The organism is Gottfriedia acidiceleris, from assembly GCF_004138285.1.
Classification (GTDB): Bacteria; Bacillota; Bacilli; order Bacillales; family Bacillaceae_G; genus Gottfriedia; species Gottfriedia acidiceleris_A.
Genome location: NZ_SCFN01000011.1, coordinates 1 through 15,330, shown reverse-complemented (window position 1 = coordinate 15,330; position 15,330 = coordinate 1). Strand labels below are relative to the sequence as shown.

The 15,330-nt window shown below is 31.3% G+C and carries 10 protein-coding genes and 1 pseudogene; 3 read left to right on the top strand and 8 right to left on the bottom strand.

Annotated elements, in window-relative coordinates; translation table 11 throughout:
• Positions 1-1,039: 1,039 nt before the first annotated feature.
• The 6 genes and pseudogenes from EP747_RS16270 to EP747_RS16245 form a co-directional block, all read right to left on the bottom strand.
• A pseudogene (locus EP747_RS16270) lies at positions 1,040-1,578 on the bottom strand (NAD(P)H-dependent oxidoreductase); the annotation flags it as partial.
• A 391-nt stretch (positions 1,579-1,969) separates the two neighbouring features.
• Positions 1,970-3,187: an MFS transporter gene (locus tag EP747_RS16265; RefSeq protein WP_129691177.1), complete on the bottom strand. Its 1,218-nt coding sequence runs from the start codon at positions 3,185-3,187 to the stop codon at positions 1,970-1,972.
• Between the two features lie 534 nt (positions 3,188-3,721).
• Positions 3,722-4,786: a Ger(x)C family spore germination protein gene (locus EP747_RS16260; RefSeq protein ID WP_129691176.1), complete on the bottom strand. Its 1,065-nt coding sequence runs from the start codon at positions 4,784-4,786 to the stop codon at positions 3,722-3,724.
• Complete coding sequence (locus tag EP747_RS16255) at positions 4,783-6,210, bottom strand: spore germination protein (protein WP_129691175.1); 1,428 nt, start codon at positions 6,208-6,210, stop codon at positions 4,783-4,785. The genes EP747_RS16260 and EP747_RS16255 overlap by 4 nt, the downstream gene beginning before the upstream one ends.
• Positions 6,207-7,292 carry a GerAB/ArcD/ProY family transporter gene (locus EP747_RS16250; RefSeq protein ID WP_129691174.1) on the bottom strand — a complete coding sequence of 362 codons (1,086 nt, stop codon included), beginning with the start codon at positions 7,290-7,292 and terminating at the stop codon, positions 6,207-6,209. The genes EP747_RS16255 and EP747_RS16250 overlap by 4 nt, the downstream gene beginning before the upstream one ends.
• Positions 7,293-7,472: 180 nt before the next feature.
• Entirely contained in the window at positions 7,473-8,120 is a 648-nt protein-coding gene (locus tag EP747_RS16245; RefSeq protein WP_129691173.1) for a TetR/AcrR family transcriptional regulator, read from the bottom strand.
• Positions 8,121-8,304: 184 nt separating this feature from the next.
• Between EP747_RS16245 and EP747_RS16240 the strand changes: the two genes are divergently transcribed.
• Positions 8,305-8,745 (top strand): PaaI family thioesterase, encoded by a 441-nt coding sequence (locus EP747_RS16240; RefSeq protein ID WP_129691172.1) that lies wholly within the window; start codon positions 8,305-8,307, stop codon positions 8,743-8,745.
• Between the two features lie 619 nt (positions 8,746-9,364).
• Here EP747_RS16240 and EP747_RS16235 read toward each other — a convergent pair.
• Entirely contained in the window at positions 9,365-10,477 is a 1,113-nt protein-coding gene (locus EP747_RS16235; RefSeq protein WP_129691171.1) for an NADH:flavin oxidoreductase, read from the bottom strand.
• A 229-nt stretch (positions 10,478-10,706) separates the two neighbouring features.
• On the opposite strand from EP747_RS16235, the gene EP747_RS25410 reads away from it, so the two are divergent.
• Both EP747_RS25410 and EP747_RS16230 read left to right on the top strand, forming a co-directional pair.
• Entirely contained in the window at positions 10,707-10,844 is a 138-nt protein-coding gene (locus tag EP747_RS25410; RefSeq protein ID WP_165347103.1) for a DUF1510 family protein, read from the top strand.
• A 714-nt stretch (positions 10,845-11,558) separates the two neighbouring features.
• The gene (locus tag EP747_RS16230) at positions 11,559-12,254 is read left to right on the top strand and encodes an FHA domain-containing protein (protein ID WP_129691170.1); all 696 of its coding nucleotides are present in this window, start codon (positions 11,559-11,561) and stop codon (positions 12,252-12,254) included.
• A gap of 1,162 nt (positions 12,255-13,416) precedes the next feature.
• Here EP747_RS16230 and EP747_RS24315 read toward each other — a convergent pair.
• Complete coding sequence (locus tag EP747_RS24315; protein ID WP_165347101.1) at positions 13,417-14,772, bottom strand: L,D-transpeptidase family protein; 1,356 nt, start codon at positions 14,770-14,772, stop codon at positions 13,417-13,419.
• Positions 14,773-15,330 lie beyond the last annotated feature (558 nt).

Below are 15,330 nucleotides of genomic sequence, written 5' to 3'. Positions count from 1 at the left end.
TGAGTAGTAGTCGCTACCTTCATTGGTGTTTTTGTAGTAGCGGCGTTACCCACATCATTATGAATCGACATAGCTCCTAAAGTACCTAATCCTAAAGATAATGCAACGCCTAAACCTGTTAATTTTTTAGTCATGCTTTTCATTTTATCCATCCCCTTGATTATTAATTTGTATTTTATAGTTAATTAGATTACGAAATACTATTATTTAAAGAGTTTTTAATTCGAGATATTTTTTAAACGAATAAAAGCACCTAGTGCACCTAATCCTAATGATAAAGTAAGCCCCATTACTGTAATCTTTTTTAGGTTATTTCTCACTTTAACCATCCTCCCCTCTAATGTTCTATGAATTAAAGTTTACTTAAATTATCAATCTTTTGTTCAAAGTTAATTTAATCAATTTAAAATCCTATAATATATAATTACTTACTGATTTGTTTAATACATTTAATTAAAGTATCTTTAATTCAAGATAATCATATCTCCAAATAAAATTATTGTCAATTACTTTATTAAATATTTTATAAAACTTTTTAATTTATTAATCATAGTAGATTATTTTTGTAACAGCTGAATACAATCATTCTATTTCAGTGGTATTAAAAATGCCATAGACTATTTTCTAGAGTAGTTCAAGTAATAGTGAAAAAAACTACTATGATCGCATGAGATACGTAGTAGGTGTAGTTTTTTCTGGACTTTATGACATCCAAACTTCTCCATTTAGTATCTATCTCCAAGACCATAAGCACCCTGTTCGAACTTAAAAGTATACAAGTATCAATTATCAAATTAGTAGTAATAGACAGAAAAAGCACCCTTTTCTTTGAATGCTTTTAAAAGGGTGCCTATTTTTACTTTTGAATTCGGTATAATTAGCCTTGAACCTAGGAAGTTCCTAACCTCGTTCTAACAAGTCGACTGTTCTACCAGAGTTACAATTTTGTCAATTGCATTTTATACATCAATACTTAGGTGATTTCGACTGCTTTTAAGTAAAGAGCTATTCGAACATTTGTCGCATAGCTCTTTACTTTTTATTGATTTGCTTTTTTAACCCATTCTGCCACAGTGATGGTGCGTTTTACTTGATGCTTTACAGCCGCTTGAACAGCAGAAAAGTCTTCAGCTATTTTACCATTCTGGTCAACTGTTACACTTGTTCCATATGGGTTTCCACCTGATCCAAAGATAACTGAATCAGTATAGCCTGGTGGCACAACAATAGCTCCCCAATGTTGCATTGTTGTATATAACGATAATATGGTTGCCTCTTGACCACCGTGAGGGTTTTGAGCAGAAGTCATTGCACTTACAACTTTATTCATTAGTTTTCCGTTAAACCATAATCCGCCTGTTGTATCTAAGAACTGCTTCATTTGAGATGGCATGTTTCGAATCTAGTCGGGACACTAAAAATGATTGCGTATGCCCATTCTAAATCGTTTAGGGAAACATTTGGAACACAAACTGCGACTTATTCAGTAAAGTGCTTCCAAGCGGGATTTGAATCAATAACCGATTGAGGAACTAATTCTTGAACTTTTAAGATTTTGACCTCTGCACTTTTATTTTTCAATGTGTACAAGGCAAAAAAAAGGCATGAAATACTAGTTTTCATGCTTTTTCCTATTTGCTTTAGTGATAAAGAACAGTTGTTATTACCACATTATGATGTCTAATTAACAACACTTTAAGTAACAAGGCAGTTTGATTTTATATCATTAATATTTAAATATTTTAACTGAGGATTAAAGGATCGTAGTTCAAATATTGTTTGACCTTATTGATATCCAATTACTACGTTTCTTTTAGAATATGTGCTAAATGTATTTTAGCAGCAGCAACATAAGTACTACTATCTTCTTTTCCCCATTTATTCCTAATTGCTTCTATATTCCTATTCATTAGATAGACACTAAAGTTGAACATAATCAATTCAATCCAAATAAAAATCTTTGGTATAGTTAAGAAGCTTTACTTAGACTGGTTGAAATTACTAATTTATTGAATACTTTTTTATAACGATAATAGACATAAGTTGCTAGTAGTATACTAATCAATGCAATTATAAAATCTAACCAGAATACTGCAGTTACACCGATATTTTTTACTAATAACCCTGTAATATATGGGATCACTATGAATGCAGAACTTGATGCAGTGCTTACATAAGCCGATATTGTCGCTTTATTTTTAGGAAAGAATTCGACTATTACTGTAATACATAATTGAAATAAACCTGCAGTTGAAAACCCAATAAGAAAAGTACTAATTATTAACAAAGTTGGTTGTTGACTAAATAATAAAAACAATAAAGATATAGAAGTTAAAAAAGGATACAACATTAAAATTATTATTGGACTTATAAATCGATTGATAACTATTGCAAGTATTAATACGGAAATTAGAGATCCGATGTTGAAATAACTCAATAACTGAATAGATTCAGTTCTGCTCATATCAAGTATATTAAGACCATAAGTTGGGAGCCAAACTTGTACGATCATAAATAATGTTGTGGTCGTAAATCCCATAAAAATGGTAGCCAAGCCTTCTAACCAGATGATTGGTTTCGTTTTAAATCGATGTTCTTCATTTATGTTATCTTCATCATTTTTATTAGAATTCTTAGGAAAACGAACTGAAGATAAGAAACTTCCGTTAATAAAAAAGATAAATGCAAGTATAAAAAATGAATATCCGTAAAAAATATTATGATTGATAATAAATGAAATTAAGATTGGAAAAATCATAGCGCCAATTGATATAGATGCTTTTATTAATACAGTAGATATTCCTGAATTTTTTGGAAATGCTTCAATCAGTGCAGGATAAGCTCCTGAGTCTAATATTGAATTACTAACCCCAGCAATTATGGCAATAATAAATGCAATTTCATACGTAGGTGCTAGAGGTATTCCAATTAAAAATAGTAGATATAGAAATGAAGCTGTTATTACAAGTGGCTTTCTGCCGTATTTATCTGAAAGCCTACCTGACACACTTAAAGTGATTAATTTTCCAATCCCTATTCCTGAAACTAAGAAACTTATTCCAGTATTATCTGTATTTAATTGTGCTGTTAGGAAACTCATATTAGATGAAAAAATGATATTAATCATACCTAAAAGGAAGTAATTAATATATAACCCTATCGTCATCCCAATGTATTGAGTTTTCATTTGAAATCCCCCCAATCTAATTTAATATCACTTATAGATAGAAAAGTTATATGAAAAGAAGCTGAAAAATCCAGAATATCCTTATTATATAAATTATCTTGAATTCGAGATATTTTTTTAAAAAAATAATCTAAATTTTCCATCATAATCTAAATGGTAATATTTGAAGATTAAAATAATTAGTAAATTACTTTCACATTTATTTTTACTCAATGATTTTATTGAATATTATCTCGAATTCAAGATAATGATAATATTTATCATATTTCCTGTCAATTACATTTTATTTTAAAATATAGAAATCATATTTTTAACGAAGTGAAATAAAGTTTACACTTTTATATATATATCCCCTCACTTAACTATAGTTTTCCTAATAGGAAAGCTCATTTTAGTATTCAAAATAGTTACTGCGAAGGGATTGTATTAGTATTTGGTTCATTATTAAATAATTTTCTTTATTCTAATTCTTCTCTATCAGTGACTGTAACCTTAACTTTAATAGTACCAAGGGATTTTGATGTTAGTCGAAATTTATTTTTTTTTTGTAATTGATTCCCAAGATTTATAGTTATTTCTAAACAATTCTTCTTCTAAATGAAATATATCCAAGTTTTTACTTATTCCTTTTGAAAAAGTTGTACGGATTTCCTTTTTAATTTCTTTTTCAGCTTCATTTTGTATTATTTTATTACTGACTTGAGTATTTAATTGAGTGACAGTTGCATTTACCTTAATATTCATATTAAATTTTGGAACACCTGATTTACTAACCTTAGAATGAATTTTAATAATCGGATTTTCAATTGGAAGCAATGCTTTTATTTTTCCGTTTTTTTCATTAAGAGATAGAGGTGTACGTTCAGTATTCCGATCAACCCAACGTAATCCTTTTAAATCGTCTTTGGATAACCATTGTGGTTTTTTCGCTTTATAAAACAAAAAAGCTCCATTTACATTCATCATTGGCATATTTTTGTCATCTTTTTTCCACAGTTCATCATTTATATCAAGTGTTGGTACAATAATTGAAGTACTAGGTTCATTAATAAGTGCAGCGAATTCAACTAATTTCATCGGTGATATTAGTGAATGTTGTTCATAGTTTCCATTCGGTAAATGTAATAAAGTCATAATTGGAGAATTTGGTAACATAGGTTCTACTGCAAAAATTTTATCAATTGGCTCTTTTGTAGTATAAATCCAAGGTGTGAGTCTTGCATCTACAAATCGCTCAAATGTATCTAAGGATTCCGCTACTTGTTTTTTACCTAAAGCTGCTTCTTTAAATACAACCGAACTTATTTGACCAAATAATGTCCTTTGTTGAGTGCTATTGTATAAGTCATTCCAAGCCATTGCAAAAGTTGGTCCTTTTCCTTTACCAACCCAAGTGTTAGGTCCTTCAGCTCCACTACTTCCTTGCTCTGATTTACCAATAGTTGCAAAATCCAATACTTGTACATATAAAACAAATTCATTATTTACATAATCTACTCCTAGAGCTGAAACATATGTTGTTTGACTTAGTTGTTTTAGATCCCAGCATCCGGTTAAAAGTAAAATAGGAGCAATTAGTAGTATTAACCTCCGTTTCAATTTAACTTATCCCCCTGTTGTCGTCCAAGTTTCGTATATAGAAATTTTGGAGTCTTTCTATTAAATGTTTTTGGAAGCTGAATTAAACCTTTTAAGTAGTCGCTGTCACTTGGATTATTAAATGAAGACATGTATGGCACTCCAAAAGATTTTAAAGTTGAGACATATATTAATAATAGAAAAAGAGCAAGCATTAAACCTGGCAAACCTAAAATACACGCCATTAAAATACTTACAGCTCTCATTAAAATAACAGCACTTCCAAAAGATTGGTTTACAATTAGGAACTGAGATATCAAAGTAATTGCAACAATGACAACTACATTAGGAGAAGAAAGTCCTGATCGAATCATGGTTTCTCCTACAATTAACGCTCCTACCACCGTAACAGTTTGACCTGTTGATTTCGGCAAACGCAAACCTGCCTCGTACAGAATTTCAAAAAGAATAGTCATGATAACTACCTCCATTCCAGGAGGAAATGGTATCCCTTTACAATTAATTGAAATTGTTGCAAGTGCTGGAAAAGGAATCTGGTCTTGATGAAAAGATACCATTGCAATGTAAAAACCTGGAAGTAAGAACGAAATTAATAAGCCTAAATATCTTAATAATCTTTCAAGTGTCACAAAATAATAAGGCATGTACAAATCTTCAGCGGATTTCAGTAAAAATTGTAAATTAATTGGTGCTATTAATGCTGCTGGAGCACCATCTATTAATATACAAAAGCGTCCTCTTTGCATTGACTCAACTACCATATCTGGCCTAGTATTATAAGTTAAAGACGGGATAATCGTATATGGTGAGTCTGATAGTAACTCCTCAAGAGGAGAAACCCCATTAAGAATGTCTACATCTATTGAATTCAGTCTGTTTCTTGCTTCCGCAATAATACTCTCATTTATTACATCTGAAAGGTAGAGTAAAGAAACGCTAGTTTGACTTCGTTTACCAATCGTAAATATTTCATTGCATAAGGTGGTACTACGTACTCGTTTTCGAAGTAATGCCACATTTGTTTCTAGAGATTCCGTAAATCCGTCACGAGCACCTTTAATTGAAACCTCATATGTGGATTCCTCAGGTTGACGTTGTGGAATTTTTGATATATTTAATGAACAAAGTTCACCAGTTTCTTCAAATAGTAATATTAATTCACCAGAAAAAACTTTCAATGTGATTTGTTGATCAGTATCTTTTTCGTCACAAATGATGGGTATTAATTGTAAAGTATTACTTTGGAGATTAGGTAAAACGAACTGGTTCATATGAATGGTATCAATCATTCCACTAGAGTAGACAAAAAGCACTCGTTCACTTTTCGAATTATTATATAAGATATGAACTTTTATTTGAACATCTGCACAGTTGCTAAATAGCTTTCTTATTTTTTGTTCATTTATTTTTGAAATTGGACTCACCCCGCTTTTGGTTTTACTTTAAATTTTAAAACAAAGAGTACTAATAAAATTGATATGAAAAAGATAACTGGTACAAATATAGGGATATAATTATATTTAAAAAATGAATGAAGTTTTAAATCAGTAATTGGAATACAGATAACTGCTAATAAAGCAAAACTTAAAGACCATAAAAATTTTTTTTGGGTACGTTTTGATCTAATATTTAAAATATCGATACATAAGTACAAAGTTAAGGCAATTCTAATAAAGGAAACTGACATAAATTGATAAACAGAGATAAAATCTACATGTTGAATAAATTGACCTATTCCTAGAAGTCGCCATTGCTCAAAAACAGGGTAGCGCATTTTTTCTGATAATTGAGGACCAAATAATGAGATTGAATAAAATAATGGAAATAGTGATGAAAGTAATATTAAAAATCCTAAAAAAAATAATTGCCGGAATTTAACTCGCTTTTTGATATGGTGTTGGACTAGTAATAAAAACAAGAGTTCAATATATCCTCCTGCAATAAAAAAGCTCCCTTTAAAAATAGAATTCCAACCATTTTGCAACATCGGTTTCATCCAATTTATGTGCATAAATTGGATATTTGCTCCATCAAGAAAAAGTTCAAACAATAGAACAAAAGGAAAAAGAAATACTGATATGACAGCAATGGATGTTATGCCCGCATGAGCACAATAAGTGCAGATAATTAATAAACATACTTCGATAACAATTATTGGCGTTTTCGGTAAATAAATTATCGTGATCCAACTTGAAATGTTTTTTAAAGCAAAGTATGTATTTATCAATAGAAAAGCTAATAATGGGATTACAATGATAAAATAGGCTATATTTCCATATCGCTGTTTTATCAGTAAGGTGATGGATTTTTGTTCTGTTTTAATCATGATGTAATATAAAATGCAAAGCCAGATTATTAGAACTGGAAAAGCAATAACTACAGATATCCACGAATCTCGACCTGCTATGTCAAGTAATATTGGAATCAATATAAAATGGTGCATAAGTATACTGGAAAATAGTACGAGGATTAATGCTGCACTAATGTAAATTTTTTCATTATTCATGAGCAATACCTCCTTTTTCTACTTGTAATTTAATTCATAAACATGTATATATTTTCCATTGATACAACAAACTATTCATCAAAAAACTGCAGCCGTACCATCCAAGAAGATTGGTAAAAGCTGCAGTTTATTTTTATAGTTAACAGAATTTAAATCAACTACTTTATTAATTTGATTGTTTCAAAGTGATAGCTTCTTGTTGGCTATCTCTTTTTCTTTCTCCAGATCTTTATTACTCGTCGTTTCAAGTTTAGTAAGGTAATCCTTTAAGAAGCCAATAGAGCGGTTTATATAAATGGTGTCATAATATAGCTTGGTCATCATAAGAGATCCTTCAATTGTGGATATAAATATAGTTGTAAAAGTTTCAGAATCTATCGTAGGGATAATTTCTCTGTTTTTTATACCATTTCGAACTATTCGAATGATCATTGAATATAAATCATTCATGGCCATTACTGTCGCCTCCCTTAAATCGGGATGTGCATCATCTGACTCTATCGCTGCATTTAAGATCGGACAACCTCCAGGAATGGGCTTCCCATCTGCTAAAAACAAAAAAACATCAAGTATAGCATTCAGTTTATCAATAGTAGATTTTTGGTTTTCAATTGCTATTTGAAATGTCATGGACATGGTTTTAATTGAATAAGAAAATGCATCCAATGAAAGTTCTGCTTTACTTTTAAAGTGATTATATATTCCTCCCTTTTCCATCCCGGTTTTTTCCATGATAGTAGTAATAGGAGTACTCATATAACCTTGTGTATTTAATAGTCCAGAGGCTTTTTCAATAATCATCAACTTAGTTCGTTCGCCTTTTCGCATATTTGTCCTCTTTTCTGAATTATTTTTCAAACTAAATAGTCTGTTATATTTAGTATAACTCTTTAAGTCTTCAAAATCACATGATTTTATCTGAATATTATAATTATATTGACAAATCACATCTATTCAAATGTACAATAAAAACAGACCGTTTTGTATATTTTAATAATGGAAGGGTGTTAATATGAGTAAAAGAGTTTTTGAAATGCAAAAAATGATGAATGGTGAGGTTCCACCACCGCCAATTGCGAGGTTAATTGGTACGGAACTTGTAAATGTCGAAGAAGGAAAAGCAGTTTTTGAATTACAATGTGATACAGAAAAACATGCAAATCCTATGGGAACAATCCACGGTGGGATTTTATGCGATATTGCAGACATGGCAATGGGTGTAGCCTTTGCGAGTACATTAGAAACTAATGAATCCTTTACAACTGTTGAACTTAAAATTAACTATTTAAAACCCGTCTGGAACGAAAAAATTATAGCAAAAGGAGAGGTAATGAAAAGAGGAAATACTATAGGGTTGATTAAGTGTGATGTTTTTGATGAAGGAGGTTCCTTAGTCGCCCATGCTTTAAGCACATGTATGATTCTTCGAGGAGAAAAATCAGCAGGTAGATAGGAGTATAATTTTAGCATAGAAATTAATGGTGTTAAGATGTATAAGTTATATGATATATAGTGATTTAGATTCTTACCTTAATAAAAAGAGGGAATTTCATTCCCTCTTTTTTACATATTAATTCGATATTAATAAACTTTTTCAACACAATAGATGACAACATGAACACGATTTTGATTGCATATGAACAACCAAATCACAATTGTAGCTGTTTGGTTTCTTTAATTGTGACTCTTGCTGTTTCGCCCACAAACAAAAACCCTATCCTATTCTTTAATTCACTCTCAGTAGGGTTATTTGTTAAATATCGATTCAATCCCTCAAAACTGTTTGGGATTCGATTCGTTCCTAAATATTCTTTATTAATTTCACTCATTCCCCATAAACTATAATTTTTATATTTCTTTTCAATACATTTAGAAAGATATGTAAAAGTCTCATCTGTAAAATATAGGCAAAGTCATAGCAATGTGCGATGGTAAAACTCCAATAGCAGATGCTTTAAATAATTTATAAGAATTCTTTGCTCATAAGAGTATATAAAATTTTCAAAAAAAGGCGGCTTATCATTTTTAGCAACCTGCCGTTTTTTATCAAAGAGAAAAGTAACTCCTTGTATTTATTTCAAAATATTTAAAGCTTCCTTCGTAAATGAACGCAGTTCTTCGGTGTTACCTTCACGAATTTTTGCTACCCAAGTCGGATCTGCTAGTAGTGCTCGTCCAACGGCCACAAGATCAAACTCTTCTCGCTCAAGACGGTCGATCAGATTATCGATATCTGCCGGTTGTCCACCCTTACCTTCCGTGAATAAGTTCATGATCTCAGAATCCAAACCAACTGATCCGACTGTAATTGCTGGTTTACCAGTAATTTTACGAGCCCAGCCAGCCAGGTTAAGGTCTGATTCCTCGAACTCTGGCTTCCAGAATCGTCGTGTAGAAGCATGGAAAATATCTACACCAGCCTCAGAAAGCGGTTGAAGGAAAATTTTCAATTCATTGGGAGTCTTTGCTAGTTTGAAATTATAGTCGGTAACTTTCCATTGAGAAAATCGGAAAATAATAGTGAAGTTAGGACCGACAGCTTGACGAACGGCTTTGATTACGTCTACAGCAAAACGTGTGCGACTTACTAGATCACCACCATATTCATCTGTACGCTTATTGGTTACGTCCCAGAAGAACTGGTCAATAAGGTATCCATGAGCGCCATGTATTTCCACTGCATCAAACCCAAGTTTCTTAGCATTAGAGGCAGCATTTGCGTAAGCTTGAATGAGTTCTTGAATCTCTTCGACGCTTAACGGTTCAGATACCTTTTCACCAGTTAAATTGATACCTGATGGACCGATTGGATTGACATCTGAACCAGGAAAATTTTTCTTTTCGCGCGCCATACCAGTGTGCCAAATTTGTGGAGCAATTTTTCCTCCAGCCTCATGTACTTCCTTAACAACTTGCGCCCATCCGTTAAGAGCTTCTTCACCATAAAAATGTGGAACATCAGGTTCTGCTCCAGCTGCAGGATGCTCAATTAGAGTACCTTCAGTGATAATTAAACCAACTCCGTTCTCAGCTCGTCGTCGATAATATTCAGCTACATTGGAACCTGGAATCCCATTCGGTGAAAACTTGCGGGTCATTGGTGCCATAACAAATCGATTTTCAAGCTTCAATTCTCCAATTTCAAATGAGGTAAATAATGGTTCAACAGATTTTGTTGATTTCATAAAATTCTCTCCTTTTTAAACTAATAAAAATAATCAAAAGTAGTCTCTGCAAGGAGTAGGACACTTATTCTAACTACAATTTTTATTGGATTTAGTTTAAATTCATTTTGTATGGCGAATTTAATTTTCATGGGAGTGCATTAAAAAAGTTGCCATTGGCAACTTATAATCTTTAACTAACACATGCGTAGTTCAATATGGACTTATATAAAACTTATAAATTAACTGTATGGTTTTTAGTGAGGACAAAAGCAACCAAGGTGGCTCAGTCGGGACTGTATCAGCAAAAGCAAAAGGTTCGCAAAAATATCGTGTGTATCTCCAATGGGATCGCGGATGGCTCAGGCTATATTGCAACAAAAGTTGAACCTGCTTCATAAAGGTAAATAAGATGTACCTAAGGGACATCCTCAGGCTGTTAAGAAACACTCGACAGCCTATTTTAAGTCATTTATTCATTGGGATAATCGTTTTATGCTGGTATATTTGCTGGATTAATCACATTTGTCGGGGGTATTTTAGCCATATTCATTACCAGCCTTAAAATTAATAAGGAGAATAATACAAATACGATAAAAAAGATAACATTTAGTCTTGTAGGTAATATAAATTTCTTTTGCCTCGGTTTATTTTTCAATATTTTCCCTCTACTCTTCTAGTTTTTCTTAATTATTTATCACATTTTTTTCATACTGGTTGGGCTTTTTTAACTCTACTGATAGGAAGCCATTTTCTTTTAGAACACTATTTTAAGTTTTATACTTTGAGTCTACTTTCATATACTCAAGTGTGTATCTTGTTAAATCTAAATGATCTACAAATAATTCACTCTCGCAATGGTATAATTTCTTCATTTTTGACTCAATAACAAATTGATAACAAAACTCTAACATATTAATTTAAAGTTTATTTAGTAATGATTTTGAAGTACTCTTTATTTTTTTATAAAATTAATAATCTAGTTCCTGGCTTTTTTTCCTTATTAGGGGAGACAACAAATAATATATTATCTTTACAAATTAGTTGCATATGATATACTCTTTTTTGGTTTAACTAGATTAGCTTTCAAAGGAGTAACTACATGAGTATTCAAAACGTGTATCTTTCTATAAAACAAGGGGAACTAGCCACAAATCAGAATAGAATTCCTATTTCCTCTAATGAAACGTTGCTAGGGCGTTTGTGGGGTGATGATTTCCCAGATATTCCTTTTACTAGTCAATATATATCAAGAAAACATGCTTTAATTAGTTTCGATAAAGAAGAAAATTACACCATTGTTGATCTCATGAGTAAACATGGAACACAAGTAAATCATATTTTTTTAGAAAAAAATAAACCATTTTTCCTTCGTGATGGTGATAGTATCAGTCTTGCAAGTGGTGCCGCTGTACTTATTTTTCATAATCTATCAGAGCAGAACTTTGGAGACACACTTGATATGCCATTAGTTTTAGATAAACACTTAAACGATTTAAATGGTATAACTGTGAATGTAGTTAAGAGAGAAATTTTAATTGATGGGGTAAGAATCCATCTAACTAGTAAAGATACAGAATTATTTTTGTTGTTATATCAAAGAGCCAATAGCGCAGTTAGCTATAACGAAATTAAAATAAATGTTTGGCCGGAACGAATTACTAAAGATATTGAACAGCCTGATGTAGGACGTGAAGAAATTAATACCCTTCTATATAGATTACGTAAGAAATTAGGTAAATACGGTCAAAAGATTGTTTCTGTCCCTCGATATGGTTATATGTTTGAGGATATTTAATAGATTAAAGATATAAAAACTAATAAAAAAGAGTGTAGAATTTTTTAAGATTCTACACTCTTTTTTATCAAATAATTGTATTTCCTTTTTAGTTATAATATTTAACAAATACTTATTTTTCGATTAATTATGTAGTTTATAATAGATTAGCTCTTACTTTTTTCTCTAAAATAGTTAATTCAATATAAATTGCTATAAAAGAACACAATGAACCCACTAAAAAAATTATTGCGCATACATATACAGGTAGAATTAACACAATGTACCCTAATATAGTTCCAACAATTAGTAATAAATAAAACATTAAAATTCACCCTTTTTCACATTAATCAAGTTAAATGAAAATCGTCTATAAAAAAATTATGTACTCAAGTAAGGTTATTACTTCCTGCCTTCTTACTCAATATCACATTGGTAACAAAACACTAACATTAAAATATTATTTATATTGAACTTTCTTATTAGGGAAACATTTATTGTACTTATTTCACTATCGCTGATCTTTAATTCTATAAATAAATAGTATTAGGAAATAGTCTAACAAATCATATACGCTGGACTATATTTCATCATGTGGATATGCGTGCTTGCTTTTGATTTAATTTTTTAAATTACATACCTACGTCATACATTTGCCACATACTTTTACAAGGAACGAAAAATTATTTAAATAAAAATAGCTGTCCGTCTCAAAGTGATGGATAGCTATTTTTATTTACATTCCCATACCTTTTTCAATATTTGATAATGGGTATTATTCAATTAAAAAATAGATTTTTTATGACAAGGAGACGTCTCTTTCTATTTTGGAAGCTGAGGATGCGTCAGCGGCTACCCACGGTCCTCATTTCCTGCTTTCTTCAAAGAAGAGAGTACCCTGCATAAAAATTTTTCAAATAAAAAAGGGGAAAATCAAGGTGCCCTTTTACAAAAAGGAGTGAAAACAAAGTTCATTACGATTCCAAACGGAGAACATGTATTTGATAAGGATTTCGAACTTCCAATTGTTCAAGGTTCATTAAAACAAATGATTGAATTTCTCCGACAGTATGTATGAGAATATAGTAAAATCAGAAGACTAATGGGTCTCTTTGGATGGAAAACATAAAAAAAGGGTGTCTCTTTGTCAAAAAAATGACTATGAGACATCCCTTTTCTTTACTTATGCGATTGAAATACCATAAGAACGGGCAATTTTCCCATTCGAATTTGAAGAATTAACAATAATGACAGTTGTTCCTACGTTAACTTGCTCAAAAAGCCAATGGATTTCACTATTATGCATTCGAACACAGCCTGAACTTACTGATTGTCCAATGGAACTTTCTTTATTGTTTCCGTGGATACCATATGCAGCACCAACGCTTAATCCTAGCCAGCGGTTACCAAGTGGATTCCTAGGATCGCCTCCAGGAATATTTCCCTTGTACCATGGACGGTTCTTAACTTTGTTTGAGATCACAAATTTTCCAGTAGGTGTAGGTGTTGACGACTTACCTGTTGCAACAGTAAAGGTTTTTACAAGGTTACCATTACGATAAAAAGTTAGTTTATTCGTCTTTGTATTGATTATCATCAATTGGCCAGCTGACAACGATGAGCTATTTTTAACTGTACTTCTCACTGGTGAAGTATAATGTGATACGTGAAATGTAAATGGTTTACTTTGATTATTACTCTGATCTAGAACGATTACTTTGAGGATTGAATTCGCTTTTTGTTTACCAATTTTAACAGTGAACTTTCCTGTTGAGCTAACTGTATTATCTCCAATTAGATTTTCGTTCAAATATACTTTTACAGTTGCGTAAGGCTCAGATATTCCAGTTACATTCTGTGATTGATCAGATATAGCAGAAAGAGAAGTAATCGATGGTGCAATCGAATCTTTTACAATTACTGTAAAAGGTTTACTTTTTAATCCTTCACTAACCCCAATGATGCTTATTTTAGTAAATTCTTTCAATGGTTTTATAGCCTCATTAAATTCACCTTTATCATTTGTTTTCACGGTATTAAATAATTTAGAATCTTTATACACTTCTACCTGACTATTTGAAAGAAATAACCCTTTAATAGTTGTTGATTGATTTGTTACTTGATCAATTGTTGGGGTCGGTAAATCTAAAATTGTGAAAGTGATTTTTTTATCAGAGATTACTAGATTTTTATGATTAAATTTAATTGAATCTAGTTTATATTCTCCTTTTGCAAATGAACTTGTAATCTTCATTTTTCCAGAAAAAGAGGTCTTTGTTGTTTTTATTAAAGAAATATCTTTTCGATTCTTACCATTTGAAAATGTTAACGAAACTTTTTCACCGCTTTTTTTCGTTTTTAAACTGATCTCAATTGTCTGACCATAAGTAGACTTTGTCGTGTTTAAGTTCACATGATCTATATAATTAGAGAACTCATTATTGTTAAAATTAAACTTAAAAGAAGTTGCATTCGCTTTCGGTATGAGGATAAGGATTAATAACATTCCCAGAAGTATCCAAATAATCTTATTAGACATAAGCTCTCTCCTTATTTATATTAAATTACTTAACTAAAATCCTTGGAGATTCCAAAATTCATTTTTGTTAAGTATTAGTAACGTTACATTTCAGCAATTTTTATTTTTCATTTATCACACTCCTGAAAACTTATATATGTATCATAGTTTTTAAATGTATCTTTTTTTGTCATAGGTTGTTTCAAAGTTGTAAACATTTCGTTTATTGGCCTAAAAACAAGATAAATGAGATGAAAATAAAAAAGCCAAGAAAAAATTCTTGGCTTTTTACATGCTGTTGAAAAAAGAATTTGTCAATTAAATTGTTGGATTGATTATTGATAAATAAGTTGTGTCATATTGATTTCCACTACAGTGTGCTCGCTTTCCATGGGGCGAGACCTGAGCCTCCTCGGCGCCGCCTGCGGGGTCTCAGCCTTCCCGCTTCTCCCATAGGAGTCGAGCACCCTTCCGTTCCAATCATGTTCTTAATAAAAAAATAATAATCTTAAATACAATAGAATAGTCAATTGAACGAATGCATTACCCTTTAAAAATCAAATTGTAACTTATGATGAC